At 49.9% G+C, this 15,323-nt stretch carries 15 protein-coding genes and 1 tRNA gene; 10 read left to right on the top strand and 6 right to left on the bottom strand.

The genetic code is table 11. From position 1 onward, the window contains the following. The first annotated feature begins 55 nt into the window (after positions 1-55). Positions 56-132: transfer RNA gene (locus NP589_RS00370), tRNA-Asp, on the top strand. A gap of 71 nt (positions 133-203) precedes the next feature. Here NP589_RS00370 and NP589_RS00375 read toward each other — a convergent pair. Continuing rightward, complete coding sequence (locus NP589_RS00375) at positions 204-707, bottom strand: NUDIX hydrolase (RefSeq protein WP_256605161.1); 504 nt, start codon at positions 705-707, stop codon at positions 204-206. A gap of 68 nt (positions 708-775) precedes the next feature. On the opposite strand from NP589_RS00375, the gene NP589_RS00380 reads away from it, so the two are divergent. Then, positions 776-1,405, top strand: a complete 630-nt coding sequence (locus NP589_RS00380) for a TetR/AcrR family transcriptional regulator (RefSeq protein WP_256605162.1) — start codon at positions 776-778, stop codon at positions 1,403-1,405. Here the strand turns inward: NP589_RS00380 and lplT are convergent. The 5 genes from lplT to NP589_RS00405 form a co-directional block, all read right to left on the bottom strand. Beyond that, positions 1,344-2,519, bottom strand: coding sequence for a lysophospholipid transporter LplT (gene lplT, locus NP589_RS00385; RefSeq protein WP_256605163.1), 1,176 nt, complete (start codon positions 2,517-2,519; stop codon positions 1,344-1,346). The two genes, NP589_RS00380 and lplT, sit on opposite strands and share 62 nt — an antisense overlap. Before the next feature lie 35 nt (positions 2,520-2,554). Further along, complete coding sequence (locus tag NP589_RS00390) at positions 2,555-4,720, bottom strand: AMP-binding protein (RefSeq protein ID WP_256605164.1); 2,166 nt, start codon at positions 4,718-4,720, stop codon at positions 2,555-2,557. 202 nt (positions 4,721-4,922) lie between these two features. Then, complete coding sequence (locus tag NP589_RS00395) at positions 4,923-5,552, bottom strand: cohesin domain-containing protein (protein ID WP_256605165.1); 630 nt, start codon at positions 5,550-5,552, stop codon at positions 4,923-4,925. A 71-nt stretch (positions 5,553-5,623) separates the two neighbouring features. Then, positions 5,624-7,111 carry an Ig domain-containing protein gene (locus tag NP589_RS00400; RefSeq protein ID WP_256605166.1) on the bottom strand — a complete coding sequence of 496 codons (1,488 nt, stop codon included), beginning with the start codon at positions 7,109-7,111 and terminating at the stop codon, positions 5,624-5,626. Between the two features lie 384 nt (positions 7,112-7,495). Further along, positions 7,496-8,122 (bottom strand): cytochrome b/b6 domain-containing protein, encoded by a 627-nt coding sequence (locus tag NP589_RS00405; RefSeq protein ID WP_256605167.1) that lies wholly within the window; start codon positions 8,120-8,122, stop codon positions 7,496-7,498. Positions 8,123-8,268: 146 nt separating this feature from the next. Here NP589_RS00405 and NP589_RS00410 point away from each other — a divergent pair, with 146 nt between their 5' ends. From NP589_RS00410 to NP589_RS00445, 8 genes are read left to right on the top strand one after another with little or no spacing between them, the layout of a single operon-like run. Next, positions 8,269-8,934 carry a response regulator transcription factor gene (locus NP589_RS00410; RefSeq protein ID WP_256605168.1) on the top strand — a complete coding sequence of 222 codons (666 nt, stop codon included), beginning with the start codon at positions 8,269-8,271 and terminating at the stop codon, positions 8,932-8,934. Next, complete coding sequence (locus NP589_RS00415) at positions 8,931-10,274, top strand: sensor histidine kinase (protein WP_256605169.1); 1,344 nt, start codon at positions 8,931-8,933, stop codon at positions 10,272-10,274. Before NP589_RS00410 ends, NP589_RS00415 begins: the two co-directional genes overlap by 4 nt. A 35-nt stretch (positions 10,275-10,309) precedes the next feature. Next, positions 10,310-11,701: an argininosuccinate lyase gene (gene argH / locus NP589_RS00420; RefSeq protein ID WP_256605170.1), complete on the top strand. Its 1,392-nt coding sequence runs from the start codon at positions 10,310-10,312 to the stop codon at positions 11,699-11,701. Between the two features lie 60 nt (positions 11,702-11,761). After that, complete coding sequence (locus NP589_RS00425) at positions 11,762-12,463, top strand: type IV pilus assembly protein FimV (protein WP_256605171.1); 702 nt, start codon at positions 11,762-11,764, stop codon at positions 12,461-12,463. Next, positions 12,460-13,689 (top strand): hypothetical protein, encoded by a 1,230-nt coding sequence (locus NP589_RS00430; protein ID WP_256605172.1) that lies wholly within the window; start codon positions 12,460-12,462, stop codon positions 13,687-13,689. The genes NP589_RS00425 and NP589_RS00430 overlap by 4 nt, the downstream gene beginning before the upstream one ends. Positions 13,690-13,708: 19 nt before the next feature. Next, positions 13,709-14,245, top strand: a complete 537-nt coding sequence (locus NP589_RS00435; RefSeq protein ID WP_064037400.1) for a GTP-binding protein — start codon at positions 13,709-13,711, stop codon at positions 14,243-14,245. Between the two features lie 5 nt (positions 14,246-14,250). Beyond that, positions 14,251-14,907, top strand: a complete 657-nt coding sequence (locus NP589_RS00440) for a hypothetical protein (protein WP_256605173.1) — start codon at positions 14,251-14,253, stop codon at positions 14,905-14,907. Between the two features lie 40 nt (positions 14,908-14,947). After that, positions 14,948-15,310 (top strand): roadblock/LC7 domain-containing protein, encoded by a 363-nt coding sequence (locus tag NP589_RS00445; RefSeq protein WP_020481940.1) that lies wholly within the window; start codon positions 14,948-14,950, stop codon positions 15,308-15,310. Positions 15,311-15,323: the final 13 nt, after the last annotated feature.

Below are 15,323 nucleotides of genomic sequence, written 5' to 3' on the forward strand. Positions count from 1 at the left end.
GGGCTTTTGCTTGACGCGTCGGTGAGATGCTGTAGAATGCGCGGCTCTCTACTGCGGAGCGGTAGTTCAGTTGGTTAGAATACCGGCCTGTCACGCCGGGGGTCGCGGGTTCGAGCCCCGTCCGCTCCGCCACTTTCTTGTTTTACCCGTAATTTTGATCTCCTCGCTGAAGTGGCATTCATGATGAATATCGTGCGTCCATTTTAGTTTGCGATACTCCTAAACTGTTGCCAGATAATTTTGAAGGTAAGCGTCAAGGTTGGATCGTTACTGGTGACACGTTTATCCAGAATATCCGGATTCAGCCAGCAACCTTCGTCGATTTCGTCAGCCGCCAAGCTAAACGGTCCATTGTGCCGGCAACGATAGACCTGAATAAATTCCATACCCAAATCGCTGCTAGGCTGCAGTTTGAATAAGCCTTCCAGGCTCTCGACTGTTACACCCAATTCTTCGTGTAATTCACGCGGCGCGCAACTGGCGTAGCTTTCGCCGGCATCGACATGGCCGGCAGCCGATGTATCCCATAAGCCTTTGTTCAGATCTTTTTTCATGGAGCGCTTTTGCAGAAATAACTGGCCTGCATCGTTGAAAACCAGAATATGCACGGCCCGATGACGCAGTCTGTTGGCGTGAATGACCGATCTTGGTTGTTGGGCAATAACTGCATCGTCACTATCGACGACATCGAGAAGTTCGTTGTGCATGTAAACTATCGATTCCTGAGGCAAGGTCGTGTATGGTAGCTGTTTTTAGTGCATGTCGCAGAGAACATATGGCAAGAAGAAGCGAACATAGTCAGGAACAAATTAAGGAAATGGTGTTGGTCGCCGCAGAAACCATCGTGATAGAGGACGGATACGGTGCTCTGACGGTGCGTAAAATCGCGATGGAAATTGGCTATACAGTGGGCAGCATTTATATGGTATTTGCCAATATGAACGATTTGCTGACCCACGTCAAAGGCCGTACACTGGACGAGTTAGCTAAACAATTGCTCCACTGTGTACCGTCCGCCAGCGTCGAGCAAAATATTCAAATCTTGGCGGAAACCTATCTAAACTTTGCCGCCCAGCATTTCAATCGCTGGCGAATGATTTTCGATATCCAGAGCGAGGAGCCTCAGCCTGACTGGTATATACAAAAAGTGGAGCAGATGTTTGCGATTGTCGAGGTGTTGTTTATACAGCTTACGCCCGGCAGTTCGCCGGAGCAAAGCCGGCTGGCAGCCAGAACCTTGTGGAGCGGTGTGCATGGGATCTGTATTTTGTCGCTAACCGCTAAACCGCAAGTCAGCGATATTGAAGCATCCAAGCTAAGCGTGGATCTGTTAGTGCAAACCTTTATTCAAGGCTGGAAGGCGCTTGCTCCACTTCAGGTAAATGCCAAACCACCAGAAAAGTAGCCGCCAGCAGTAGCAAACCCAGACCGATTAAAGCGGTAATTGGCGTTACTTGTTCGGCAGCAGCCAGAGTGTAGCCGCCGACCGACAATAACATCGCCACATTCTGGAAAAAATTCTGCATCGCCACCGCGCCGCCGCTGCCTATGCTTTGTTGACCAAGGTCCTGAAGTGCCGCGTTGATCGGCACTATAAACATGCCGCCGGCCATACCCATTAAAAACAACACAAAACGTGCCGGCCAAACCGCCTCCGTAAAACTCAGGGCGATGATGAAGATACTCATCAAATAGGCCGGGATTCGGGCGCGACGCAAGTGTTCCAGAGGAATCAAGCGTGGGACCAGGACCGAGCCGGCGATGATGCCGATAGCCAAAAACAGCGTCAGATTGGCTATGTCGCTGGCATTGTGCGTCATTAACACCAATGGCGCCCAGGCGATGATGATGACCCGTACGCAGGCCGCGGCCGCCCAAAATAATGACGCGCCCAACACCGCGAACCGCGAGCGCGGCATCGCCAGAAAAGTTTTAACTTCTAAGTAGAACAGCCTAATTTTCGAGCCGGACGGGGACGCTTTACGCAAACCAATCGGCAAGAATAAGGTGGTTGCGGCTGAAATCAAAAACAAGACTATAGTTGCAATCAAGGCCCAAGTGGTGGAATGATCGGCCAGCTTGGCGCCGACCACCATGCCGGTCAATATTGCCAGTATCGTCGAGCCTTCTATCCAGCTATTGGCTTTGACCAGACCATCGTGGCCCGCCAGTTCAGGCAAAATACCGTACTTGGCCGGGCTGTACAAGGCCGCACCGGCACCGACCACACAATACGCCAATAGCGGCTCGACCTTAAACAACAATAAGCCTGCACCGCAAGCTTTGATCAGATTGGCGACAATCAACACCCGCGATTTAGCGTGGCTGTCGGCAAATCCGCCCACCCAGGGCGCCAAGACCACGAATGCCACCAAAAACACGCTTTGCAACGCCGGCACATACCAACTGACCGGATGCGCGTCCTGCATCACCATAGCGATGACCGTAAATAAAATGGCGTTGTCGGCAAATGCGGACAGGAATTGCGCGATTAGAAGGGGATAGATGTGTTTGCTCATGGCGTTAAAAGGTAGTTAAGTTAGGCAAAGCACGTTCAATCAGACTCGACATTGCCGCCTTCCAGTAATCGCGCAGCTAACGCGGTAGCCCCTGGATAATCGGTTTTCCCGGTCGCCAGTACCGGCAGCTTATCCAGAACAAACACTTTTTTAGGTAGATTGATGGTGGCGACACCGGTCGAGGCTTCGGCCAACTGTTTGGCGTTGGCGTCGCGGCGGGTCGTCAACAGGACGAGTTGTTCGCCTTTTTTCGGATCGGGCAGACTGACGACCACGTGTTGCGCTTCCGGCCAGGCATGGATGGCCAATTGCTCGACGGCGGTCAGCGACACCATTTCCCCGCCTATTTTCGCGAAACGTTTGCTGCGGCCTTGAATATGAATGAATCCTTCCTCGTCGACATGCACGATATCCCCGGTATCGTACCAGCCTTCGCCATACGCGGCAGAGCAGGGCGGCACTAATACGCCGGGGTTGTCCGGCAACAGATAGCCTTTCATGATATTCGGGCCGGCGACATGTAACTTACCGGCATTTTCGATACCGGGCACCGGCTCCAGTTTGTGCAACATATCCGGCATGAAGCGACCGACGCTACCGGCTTTGTAGTCCATCGGGGTGTTTACTGAGGTTACCGGCGAGGTTTCCGTAGCGCCATAGCCTTCCAAAATACGGATGCCGAATTTATCCAGCCAAGTGGTGCGGGTGGATTCCTGCAATTTTTCCGCACCGGCGACTACGTAACGCAAGGAGAAAAAATCATAAGGGTGGGCTTTTTTGGCATACGCGGCCAGAAAGGTATTGGTGCCGAACATGATGGTCGCGCCCACCTCGTAAGCCATTTCAGGAATCACGGCATAATGTAGCGGCGACGGGTAAAAGAAGCTGGTCATGCCGTTCAAAATCGGCATCATCGTACCGACCGTGAAGCCGAAAGAATGGAACATCGGCAGAAAATTCAGCACCACGTCTCCCGGTCCGAAATCAATGCGTGCTCTAATTTGCTTGTGATTGGCAAGGATGTTGGCATGGGACAGCACCACGCCTTTCGGTAAACCTTCCGAACCCGAGGTAAACAATACCACCGCCGCATCGTCGGCATCGTAGTCGTGGCTTTTGTACCAAAATCTTGCGGTTTTAGCCTGTAGCAGGCCGGTTATTTTGTCGAAACTTGATAACGATGTCGCCAAGTCTTCCAGGTAAATCAGTTTGACGTGTTGTGCCAGGATCGCTGCTTCGTCTCCCAGTTTTGCTAACTCAATGAATTTGCGAGAAGTCAGCACAATGTTGATTTGCCCGGTGCGGCAGGCGGCGGCCATTCCAGCAGCGCCTATCGAATAATTCAGCATCGCCGGTACCCGTTGATAAATTTGTAAGCCCAGCACCACGTTCAGTGTCTTGCAACTATTGGGCAGCAACACACCGACATTCTCGCCTGCCCGCGTGATGGCTTTGATCAATTTACCTATGATGATGCTGCGGGTGATCAGCGCATCGTAACTTAGCGGCTTGCGCTCCAGATCTTCCGCAACAGTATAGCGCCCGCCATGCAGCGCGCGCGCTTCCAACAGGGCTGAAAAGATGGTTTGTTGGTAATGGCTGGTGGCAAACATCATTTCAGTCATGATGTCGGCCAGGATGTGACCGCTGTGTTTGCGGCGAGCTTTGCCGGTCACATCGCCATGAGTCTCGATCAAGGTTGGCGGCTGGATATGAATGGTGATGCGCGGAAACCAGTGTTGACGCACGCCGCCCAGCTTGGAAAAGCGGCTGTATTCGGCGCCTTCGATGCGAATCGGCAGCAAGGTTGCGCCGGATTTGTCCGCCACCATGCCGGTGCCGTCGTAGATTTTCATCAACGAACCAGTCACGGTGATACGGCCTTCCGGAAAAATCACGGTTTTAGTGTCGTTTTGTAAATGATGGATTAACGCCTTTAAAGACAAAGGATGCGTTGGGTCCATCGGAAACACTTTTGATAAACGCAAAAACGGTTTCAGCCACCAGCGTTCGGAGATTTGGGTATTGATCGCAAAGGTGATGTCGTCCGGCAAAAACACGCCTAACAACAATGGATCGAGAAACGAGGTGTGATTGGCGACGATCAACACGCGATTGCCGGCTTTAGCGTAATTTTCCAGTCCGTGGACCTTCACTCGATAGACTAGCGTCAACAGCCAGCGTAAAACAACTTTTAACATAGTATTCCTCCCGTAAGCGCATATTAGCAGACAGATTGCGATTTGCCGGACGGCACTATAAACATAAATTGAACTATGTTAAATTAAAATTTTTCATTCCGAAAATACAAATAAAAAAAGCCATCTCTCTCGAGATGGCTTTTGTGGGTTTATAACGCAATCGGAAGCTATCGATAAAATATTGCGCAGCCTTCCTTAGCCCCTATGCCGCAATTTCTCTTATGCTTTTGCGAGCGCCAAATACCGCTAACAAACCCGGAACAAACAAAAATATCGAGGCTGGCAAGGGCACTGCTGCCGGTACGGCAGTGACCTTAACGTTCCCGCCTTGCGCTGTCCCGCCGATTGATGTGCCGTCGAAAGTATAAATTTCTGATGAAGCGCTGAAATTGATTAAGTAAGCAGTATTAATCGCGCTAACGCTAAGCGCTTTGAACGTTATGGTGCCCAATAAAGTTGGCCCGGTGATATTCAAGCCCGCGTTAGCAGAACTTGTAGGGGATAAATCTTCAGCAAAGTGAATGGAACCCGAACCACCTATGCCAGGTGTAATGGTGTTAATAAATACTGCCGAATCGTCGGTGCCAAAAATACTAGTGCTGTTTAGGGACTGTGCCGACAGGTTGTTACTGTTGTATGTCAAGGTCAGATCGAAAGCGCCAAAATCAGGTAAACCATCGACATAGATATTGGCATCAAAAAATGAGCCTACTGTAGTGGTATAGATATTCGAATTATTTGGAAATTTGAGACTTAAAGTGGTCGCTTCGGCAGTATGGAAAAAACCAGCGGCAGCTAATGCCAGCAACCTAATAAATAAATTTTTGTTCATAACGATTCCGTAGATTTGTGGTCTGTCGGGGCCTGCACCCCGACATCATGCTTAAAAAATTGAAACAGCACTTATGGTGCTGGAGTAACCAAAGCACATTTTGGTAAAGTGCAAAGCGTCGCTGCTTTTCTGTGGTCGGCGAGATTGACTCTTAAATCGCCATTCACATCGGATGGGTCACCTGCGCTAACTACTTGGCCGTACTTAGCTTTGATGGTATTCAAATCATTCAAATCAATGTCGTTATCGCGATCAGTATCGCCAGGGCCGGTTACCTTTACGGTATAGGCTTTAGAAGCCGCAGTCCCATCGGTATCACTTGCTGATACTGTAAAATTAAACACGCCAACTTTTGACGGTACACCGGATAACACGCCAGTGTCCGAATCGATTGCCAACCCGTTAGGTAACGCACCTGTGGTAACGTTTACAACGTAGGGTGTATTGCCGCCGTTAGCGACAGGCCGTTGCGGAAATAGCCCATTGACACTGCCGTTTTGCAACGCATCGACCATGCTGAACGGTGTGGCAGCTAAAAATTCGGTCATTTGTGCGCCCAAATATTCACCAACGATGGCAACTGAGCTGCAATCAAAACTTTGAGTTTCGCCAAAAGCGTCGGTTACGTCTACGACGTCTAAGCCGGAGACGCCGTCCGCACCTACCGCGTCACACATGGCTTCGCCTTTTTCAGCGTCTATCGACGCAGCAGGACCCGCATAGGCATAAAACTCATAGCGGCGGGTAATGACTTTGTCACCGTTTTCGCCCATATCCTCGGCTTTGCCGGTTAACTCAGTCTTCTTGCTGCTGGCGCCGTTCCGTGTTTGTAATAAATGCCATTCTGACTCAACTTCGTCAGGTTCGCCGTTGGTCCAGTCAGGGAGATTGTCGCCATCATGGTCATCACTAATCAGATCGCCCAAGGCCAAAGGCCGGGTTTTATGCGTTTTGGTTTTGATGACCTTAACCCAGCTAGGTTCGCCAAATTCTTTAACCACGGGTTGCGGAACGACGGGTGCGGGAATAGTCGCAACGACTTGCGCAGGAATGCCGACGATTGGGGGTGTAAAATCAAAAACGGGTGTACTGATAAGTAGCGATGGACCGACAACGACTTTGCCGCTGGCGTCTTTGACCAGCCAGTTGTACTTAACTGCACTGTAGGGATTGGTGTTTCCATAAGCAAAGTGCACACCAAAATGCTCGCAACCAACGTTTTGAGCCAAGTTATAGCAAGACGGGGCGCTATTAGGCGGTAAAAAATTAGTGAAGCCAGTTTGAAAGCCGCTGGCTACCGGTTGTTCATAACGAACAAACGTTTTTGGATGCGCCGGGTCGGTAAGGTCTTCACGAATTTTTCCGTAACCATAGTGATTACCTGGATAAGTGCTGATCACGTCTTTGCTGTGACAATCGTCTAATTCTATTTCGATACCGTATACGATTTCGCCGGTGCGATTCATCGCATCAAAATTGCCTAAAGAGCCCCTGATGTTGCTCGCCTCGGCGACAGAGCCAAGCGCTAGCAATGGCAATAAGAGAGTCATCTTTTTCATTGTGTGTTCCCTATTGATTAGTGGTGTGTAAACTGACCTAAGCTAGTGCTTAATTGCACCATTAAGTGAAAGAAAAATTTCTTTATAATCAATATATTATGGCTTATTTTTATATCGCTTATTTATGGAATTAAGCACTAGCAATGAAACTGGCGGCGTAAGAATCAACTACATCAAAGTAAATTCCCGATTTTAATAAGCCCAAATAATGCTCTATGGGGTTCTAAAAAGTCGGGAGTTAAAATAGTTTTGCCGCGCGGCATGTAGTGAGTTGCCTAACTCGAACAGCAGATTTCAGATCGTCAGGCAACTTAAAGTCGGGGATTTATAACAGCGGAAAATAAATTTAAAATTAAATTTGTGTTAAGTTTCACGTTTCTATTGTCATTCCTTTGACTTTTTTCCAGTGAGCATTGCTTTGACCAAGTTCTCTCGGTGGGACCTGCTGGAGATAATGACACCCGCTATATGTAGGGCAATTAATACCAGCATAAAATTCGTCGCATCTTCATGAATGTCTTCCCAAAATTCTTCGTCTTGATTTTCAGTTCCTTCTTTGTCGCTATCTTCGTCGTCTTCCGCGTGGGCGGCGCTGATCAAGGTTATTGTTGCGGGATTGCCGGCCAGCGGACCGCGACCTCCTTCTATCGCATATACTTTTAAGCCGCTGACAGTGACAATCAGCAGTGTAAAGAGCAAAGCAAGCACCATCCAACCACCGAGAGGATTGTGACCAATATAGCGCTTGGCGGAGCTGGCACGCAGCTCGCGAATGTAGTCATAAACACCTCTAGGCGAACAGACAAAATCGCTAAAACGGGCATGTCGGCTGCCAATTACTCCCCACAGGATGCGGAAAATAATCAAGCTCAAAACCGTGTAACCAGCATAAATATGCCAAGCGTTTTCTTCCTCGCTGGTGAAATAGGCGACAGTGAAGGCAATGACCAACGACCAGTGAAAAATACGGATAAAAATGTCCCAGACCGCTACGGTGTTCCGGCTATTCATGTTACTTACCTCGGCATGCTTAATTGCAGAAGCGGGCAGTGTAGGAAATCGATATAAATCCAATCTTAAAAAGTCACCTTTGAAAATTCGGAATTAGAATACTCCCCGGCGAGTGACTCATTGAACCTCATTGTTAAGAAGCAACTATGCGACTATTGCTGGTAGAAGACGATCCAGGATTATCCCGATCTTTAAAAGCCGATTTGGAAAGAGCCGGGTTTGCGGTGGATTTGGCTATGGATGGCGAGAGCGGCGAGTTTTTGGGGATGACCGAATCCTACGATATCGTCATCCTGGATTTAGGCTTGCCGAAAATGCCCGGACTTGAAGTACTGCGACGTTGGCGGCAGGCGGGCAATCATGTACCAGTCATTGTGCTGACGGCCAGGGACGCCTGGCATGAGAAAGTCGACGGCTTTAAAGTGGGTGCCGACGACTATTTAGGTAAGCCGTTTCATATTGAGGAGTTACAGGCACGCATCCAAGCCTTGTTAAAGCGCATACACGGGATGATGCAACCGCAACTGTGCGGTTGCGGGTTGACCTTGGATGAAGATAGACAAACGGTCAGCGTGGATGGCGCTCAGCATGCCGAGTTGACGGCAATCGAGTTTCGTTTGCTGCGCTATTTCATGCTGCATCCCGGCAAGCTGCTCACCAAAACCCATTTACTTGAGCACGTGTACGAATGCGACGGCGACCCTGCCAGCAACGTTATCGAAGTATATATCAATCGGTTACGGCGTAAATTGGGTAAGGATCTGATCGCTACCCGGCGTGGGCAAGGCTATATCTTTGGTGAGAAGCCTTGATCTCATTACGCCAGCGTCTCAATCGTGGCCTGATTATTATCCTGAGCATGGTGTTTGCCGGGCACTGGTTGGCAGCAGATTGGGTGATTCGCTCCGTGGCGGAAAAACAAATGCTGACCCGCTTGCAGCACGATGGCGACTCGTTGCTCGATACGTTGAAACGTAATCCCGAAGGGCAACTGATTTTCGATAGCTCGCATGCCGGCACCGTTTACGGACAAGCGTATTCCGGTCACTATTTCGTGATCCAGGTTGAGGGAAAAGCCTATTATTCAAAATCGCTGCAAGATGGGGTTTTGCCTTTCGCCACCGAGCCGGTCAATACCGTCAGGCAATTCCATTTTCCCGATGGGCCGCATCAGCAACCTTTACTAGTCTTGAGTCGAGGTTTCGAGCGCTTCGGTCATGCAATCACAATTAGTATTGCCGAGGATTTGAGTGATATTGGCCACGATATAGACCACATTCGGCTCGCCTATCTGGTACTGACAGCCATGGTACTGCTGACTGCAATCGCCCTGCAAAGTAACGATGTGCGCAGATCACTGAAACCATTGCAGGCGGCGCGGGATGAATTGGCGGAAATTGCCTATGGCCGTCAGTCACAGATCCAAGCCAGAGTGCCGGCGGAAATCAAACCCTTGGTTGCGGAAGTCAATCGCCTGTTAGTGCTGGTTGAGAGGCGCTTGCATCAATCGCGAACGGCGATCGGCAATTTGGCGCATGCGTTAAAAACGCCGTTGGCGATGCTGTTTCGTCTGGCTGAAAATTCGCAACTGGATGACCATCCGGAGCTGCGCAATCAGCTGCAACAGCAGACTCAAGCGATACATGAGCGCATCGAGCGAGAATTAAAACGCGCCCGCATCTCCGGCAATATGCAAACTGCCAGCGTGTTTAATCCGCAGCAAGAACTCACTGCCTTAGTCATGCTTTTGCAAAATGTTTACGCGGAGAAAAATTTAATGATCCACGTAGATGCCCCTGATCAATTAATCAATTTTGATCGGGAAGACATGCTGGAGCTGACCGGTAATTTGCTGGATAACGCCTGCAAATGGGGGCATAAGCAAGTAATAGTCACGGTTGAGAATGGGTCCGGCATTATCATCAGCGTTGAAGACGACGGCCCCGGTTGTTCGTCGCAGGATATGCAGCAATTGAGTAAGCGCGGTTTAAGGCTGGACGAAGCGGTGCAGGGACATGGTCTAGGCTTGGCGATTGTACGTGACATCGCGGTGTTTTATGGGGGTACTCTGGAGATTAGCCGCTCCGAACAACTCGGTGGTTTGCTGGTGAGTGTGCAATTCCCAAGGTGGATAGCCGCAGCATCGGTATAATTCCCTTTTCTTTTGCATTTACCGTTTGATTGCTTATGACCACCGTTAACACCGAAAAACTTTCCAGCGCCCGTTTTGCCGAAGCTACCGATGCTTTTGTCGAAGAATTTACCGCTTCAGTCAATTTTGATCGGCGTATGGCCCGGCAAGATATTCAAGGCTCGTTGGCGCACGCGGCCATGCTGTGCAAAATAGGTATTCTGACCGAGCAGGAGCTAGCCGACATTCGCAGCGGGTTGATGCAAATCGGCGGCGAGATCGAACGCGGCGAGTTCGTCTGGTCGATCAAGCAGGAAGATGTGCACATGAACATCGAAGCGCGCTTGACCGATTTGATCGGGATTGCCGGCAAAAAACTGCATACCGGCCGTTCGCGTAATGACCAGGTGGCGACGGATATAAGACTGTATTTACGCAGTGAAATCGAAACGATATTGGCGCAGTTGCAACGCCTGCAAATCGCTCTATTGGATGTGGCGGAACGCGAAGCCGATACCATCATGCCGGGTTTTACCCATTTGCAAGTCGCACAGCCCGTGACATTTGGACATCATCTGATGGCGTGGTTCGAGATGCTTTGCCGGGATAAGGAGCGCCTGCAAGATTGCTGCAAACGCCTGAATGTAATGCCCTTGGGCGCCGCAGCATTGGCTGGCACCAGTTATCCTATCGACCGTTTTATGACCGCCGAATTATTAGGATTTTCCCGGCCGTCGAATAACTCTTTGGATTCGGTCAGCGACCGCGATTTTGCGATTGAGTTTGCGGCGGCCGGCAGTTTGATCATGATGCATCTGTCGAGATTCTCGGAAGAATTGGTGCTATGGGCCAGCGCGCAATTCAATTTTATCGACATCCCGGATGCGTTTTGCACCGGCTCTTCGATCATGCCGCAAAAGAAAAACCCGGACGTACCGGAACTGGTGCGCGGCAAGTCCGGCCGGGTCACCGGGCATTTGGTGTCATTGTTGATGCTGATGAAAAGCCAGCCCTTGGCTTATAACAAGGATAATCAGGAAGACAAGGAACCCTTGTTCGATACCGCCGACACCTTAATCAATTGTCTGCGGGCCTTTGCCGATATGCTGCCGCGGATTCAAGCCAAACGCGAAAATATGTATAACGCTGCGAAAAGAGGGTTCGCCACCGCTACCGACTTGGCTGATTATTTGGTTCGCAAAGGCATGCCATTCCGCGATGCCCACGAAGTCGTAGGCCAGGCTGTGCGTCTAGGACTACAATCTGAGAGAGATCTGTCGGAATTATCCCTCGCGGAGTTGCAGGGCTTTTCCGGCACGATTACAGCTGACGTTTTCGACATTCTAAAACTGGAAGGTTCGGTCGCTGCCCGCAAGCATATCGGCGGCACCGCACCGGCAGCGGTTCGTCAGGCAATATGTGAAGCAAGACAACAAATACCCCACTAAATTCTGGAAATTGGCTTTTTAACTGCTACCCTTCGAGCATCGTTTGATTCGGAGGGTGGCATGCCCCAATACTTTTCCCGACTGCTTGCTGGACCATCGTCTGATGAGCGCCTGCAAGAAACCGACTTTTGGCACGACCGGGAACTCAGCTTATTTAGCTGCCCCAACGACGATGCCGGCCAGGCATTGACCGCCATTGTTTTCAAAATCAGTCGAAATCCCAAAGATCTGTTGACGCATCTACGACGGATTTATTTTTGTTACGACCGGCGTCTGTCCGAGCAACTCTACGCGGCGCTGTTGGATTTAGTCATCGTTTTGGATGGGAAAGGGAATTCGATTAGTCGCCGTATGATACAAGCTAGTCAGTCGCAACTGCATGGGCAGCAATATCAGGATTTGCTTAAAACTAAGGGTCCGGAGCCGGTAGGTAATCGATATTCATTGTTTAGCAAGGGTATGCTGGGTCGCCGCGAACTGGTCAGGTCTATACAGCAAACAGAAACTCAACATGATTATCTGGCGTTAGCTAACGACTTTATCGAATACAGCCAGCTTGAGCAGGCCATGGATGTGTTGGAAACCGGCATCAACTTTCATCATGATCGTCCGGATTTACAAATGGCTTTGTTAGAGCTTTATAAATCCACAAAAAACCGGGAGCGCTTTCAAATCAATCGACAACGATTCAGCGACTCTGGCATTGTGCTTGATGGCGAATGGCTGGAATTGGCAAACTACTTTGAAGGACAGGCATCATGAGCAAGCCGAATAAAACGTCATTTCGAATCGCTCTGCATGGCATGGATAGCCGCACCTGTAAAACCATGGAGATGTATCTGAAGGGGCCTTGCCGAGGGGTTGCCGTCGTGGTTGAGGATGTCGAAGCCGATATTGATATGATCGACGCTGATCACCCAAAAGCCAGGGATATTTTGGATGCCAGAAAGGCCGCTACGCCGGGCCGACCGATAATATTATTGTCCTTACAAAACCTGCAATTGGATAACACCTATTTCATTAAGAAACCGGTAAATGTCGAACAAATACTGGCGGTGCTCGACAAAATCAAGGCAGTTGCCCAGGCTCGCAAAGCCGTTGCCGAACGCACGAAAATTGCACAAGCAGCACCTAAAGCACCCGATTTGCCGCAACCGCCCAAGGTAGAAACGCCGAAAAAAATGACTATGGATGTTTACGTCAATAAGTCTAAAGCGCCAAAACCAGACGACTCCGCTGAACATCATAAAGCCAGCAAACATCAATCGGCGATGCAGTTGAACGAAGGCGGCTTCACCGCGTTTTTGGGAACACTGAGTGATATCGATTTCGACGACGAGGTGCAATTGTTAACAGCGTGTTACGACCCTCGGCAGTATTTTTTGGGCTACGTAATGTCGGCATATAAAACGGCTAATTTGCAGTCGCGCGTCTTGCAACTGTGCTCGATTTGGAAACCTTTGACGATTTTTCCGGAAAATCAGGAAATCTGGGTAGATGCCGACGATAAACAAACCCGAGCATTTGCCGGAATGCCATTAGGGAAAGGATCCGTCGGCAAAATGATTTTGACGGCAGTCGATTCTACAACTGCCGTTCAACGCGCCGAAGACAAGTTTCAAGATATGGGCGCTTTTGTCTGGAAATTGGCAATCTGGACATCCAAGGGACGCTTCCCGATAGGCCTGGATATTCAACGGCCAGTCTATTTAGAAAGATGGCCGAATTTTACCCGGCTGGTCATCACGCCGGATGCCTTGCGCATTGCCGCATTGCTGGTTCAGGCACCGAGAACGCCGCTGGAAGTCGCCAGTCTGTTACATGTCAAACCGCAGTATGTATTTGTGTTTATTAGTGCGTGTCATGCCATAGGTATATTGAAACAGAGCGAACGTCAGGTCGATGCGGTCATTGCCGTGGAACAAACCAAGAAGCCCAAAAATGAAGGTTTATTAAGCAAAATTCTCAACAAATTGCGCGGCGCTTAGCAAACGATAAGGAATCTCGATGAGTCAATACAAAATTATTTTCACAGGCCCCGTGGGCGCCGGCAAAACGACTGCAATCAATGCTATTAGCGATGTCCCTCCGGTCAAAACCGATGCGGCTGCCAGCGATATGACCAAAAATCGTAAAGCATCGACGACGGTGGCAATGGACTACGGTGTGATGAATTTGGCGGGCGGCGAAAAAATTCACTTATATGGCACTCCCGGCCAGGAACGTTTCGATTTCATGTGGGATATTTTAACCAACGGCGGCATCGGCTTAATTTTATTGCTAGATAACACGCGCGCAGACCCTTTTCAGGACATGCGGTTTTTTCTGGACGCGTTTGGCAAGTTCATCAACGATACCAGCGTAGCGATTGGGGTGACGCAAATGGATTTGAGTAGTACGCCCTCAATAGAAGACTACCATGCTCAGTTGCAAGGTGTTGGCTTGAAACCGCCAGTTTTTGCGGTGGACGCGCGGGAAAAGAATGATGTGTCGTTGCTGGTGCAAGCCTTGCTGTATTCCCTGGATCCTGGTTTGGCGGGGTAATCGCGATGGAACGATTTGATTTGATTAACGGGCTGTATCTATATCCCACTCCCGCTGGTGCTTACTACGCCGTATCGTCACCCGAAACCGATAAACCGCGGCGGTTTTTAATCCGCTTGCTGCAACAAGAACAAACTCCTGCGCTCAATATCGCGCAGTTGCAAACTTTGATGGAAATCGACGACGAGGACAAAGCCTTGCAATTGCTCTTGTACTGTCAAAAGCTGGGTTGGGTGCAGGGGGTGGATACGCCGCTACAGGCGCCACAGGCTGCGCTCGAGGCGATTTTGCCTGACTTGTTGGGAAAGATTTCCGAAAGCGGCAAAGTGTTATTGGCAGACGACCAAGGGTTTTATCTGGCTTGCAGCGGTTTTGCCCACGAGGTAGCCGAAGAACTTTCGGCGCTTAGCGCGGAACTGGCAACCGTGCATAAACGCCGTTCCGGATTACTGATAAACAATATGGGTATATCCAGCCATGCCTGGGCCATTGTCGATCCTTTCGGTAACAGTCAAATCGGCTTTTGGCCGATGTTTGTTGGTAGGCACCGTTTCGTGTTGGCGATAACCGGCGTACCGCATTTTAACCAAGCTGAGTTTGTAACCTTAGCCTGGGCTTTAATCACCCGTTATTTAACAAAAGCCGCTGATGCTGCTAATTAAGCGCATCGCAACATCACCCATTATCAAGAGGAATTAGATTATGAAAGCAGACATGCTGACGTCGGTTTTAACCGAACTGAACGGTACTTCGGCGGATATAGAAGCCTCCGGTGTGATTTCCACCGACGGTTTGATGATGGCGTCGGTGTTACCAGCCGGTATGGACGAAGACCGGGTCGGCGCGATGAGTGCGGCGATGTTGTCCTTGGGCGATAGAACCGCGCAAGAATTAAATCGCGGCAATTTGGAACAAGTGTTGATCAAGGGTGCCAGGGGCTACGTGTTGATGACCTATGCCGGTAACGAAGCCGTACTTACGGTACTGGCCAAACCCAACGCCAAACTCGGACTAATCTTCCTTGACGTGAAGCGCGCGGCGGAGAGTATTTCCGAAATGCTGTAAACCCTAACCGGCA

The sequence above is a fragment of the Methylomonas rosea genome (assembly GCF_024505055.1).
Lineage (GTDB): Bacteria > Pseudomonadota > Gammaproteobacteria > Methylococcales > Methylomonadaceae > Methylomonas > Methylomonas rosea.

Bases quoted from the DNA above. Each gene is read 5' to 3' on its own strand.
- NP589_RS00375 (WP_256605161.1), bottom strand. From the start codon at position 707: ATGCACAACGAACTTCTCGATGTCGTCGATAGTGACGATGCAGTTATT.
- NP589_RS00380 (WP_256605162.1), top strand. From the start codon at position 776: ATGGCAAGAAGAAGCGAACATAGTCAGGAACAAATTAAGGAAATGGTG.
- lplT (WP_256605163.1), bottom strand. From the start codon at position 2,519: ATGAGCAAACACATCTATCCCCTTCTAATCGCGCAATTCCTGTCCGCA.
- NP589_RS00390 (WP_256605164.1), bottom strand. From the start codon at position 4,720: ATGTTAAAAGTTGTTTTACGCTGGCTGTTGACGCTAGTCTATCGAGTG.
- NP589_RS00395 (WP_256605165.1), bottom strand. From the start codon at position 5,552: ATGAACAAAAATTTATTTATTAGGTTGCTGGCATTAGCTGCCGCTGGT.
- NP589_RS00400 (WP_256605166.1), bottom strand. From the start codon at position 7,111: ATGAAAAAGATGACTCTCTTATTGCCATTGCTAGCGCTTGGCTCTGTC.
- NP589_RS00405 (WP_256605167.1), bottom strand. From the start codon at position 8,122: ATGAATAGCCGGAACACCGTAGCGGTCTGGGACATTTTTATCCGTATT.
- NP589_RS00410 (WP_256605168.1), top strand. From the start codon at position 8,269: ATGCGACTATTGCTGGTAGAAGACGATCCAGGATTATCCCGATCTTTA.
- argH (WP_256605170.1), top strand. From the start codon at position 10,310: ATGACCACCGTTAACACCGAAAAACTTTCCAGCGCCCGTTTTGCCGAA.
- NP589_RS00425 (WP_256605171.1), top strand. From the start codon at position 11,762: ATGCCCCAATACTTTTCCCGACTGCTTGCTGGACCATCGTCTGATGAG.
- NP589_RS00430 (WP_256605172.1), top strand. From the start codon at position 12,460: ATGAGCAAGCCGAATAAAACGTCATTTCGAATCGCTCTGCATGGCATG.
- NP589_RS00435 (WP_064037400.1), top strand. From the start codon at position 13,709: ATGAGTCAATACAAAATTATTTTCACAGGCCCCGTGGGCGCCGGCAAA.
- NP589_RS00440 (WP_256605173.1), top strand. From the start codon at position 14,251: ATGGAACGATTTGATTTGATTAACGGGCTGTATCTATATCCCACTCCC.
- NP589_RS00445 (WP_020481940.1), top strand. From the start codon at position 14,948: ATGAAAGCAGACATGCTGACGTCGGTTTTAACCGAACTGAACGGTACT.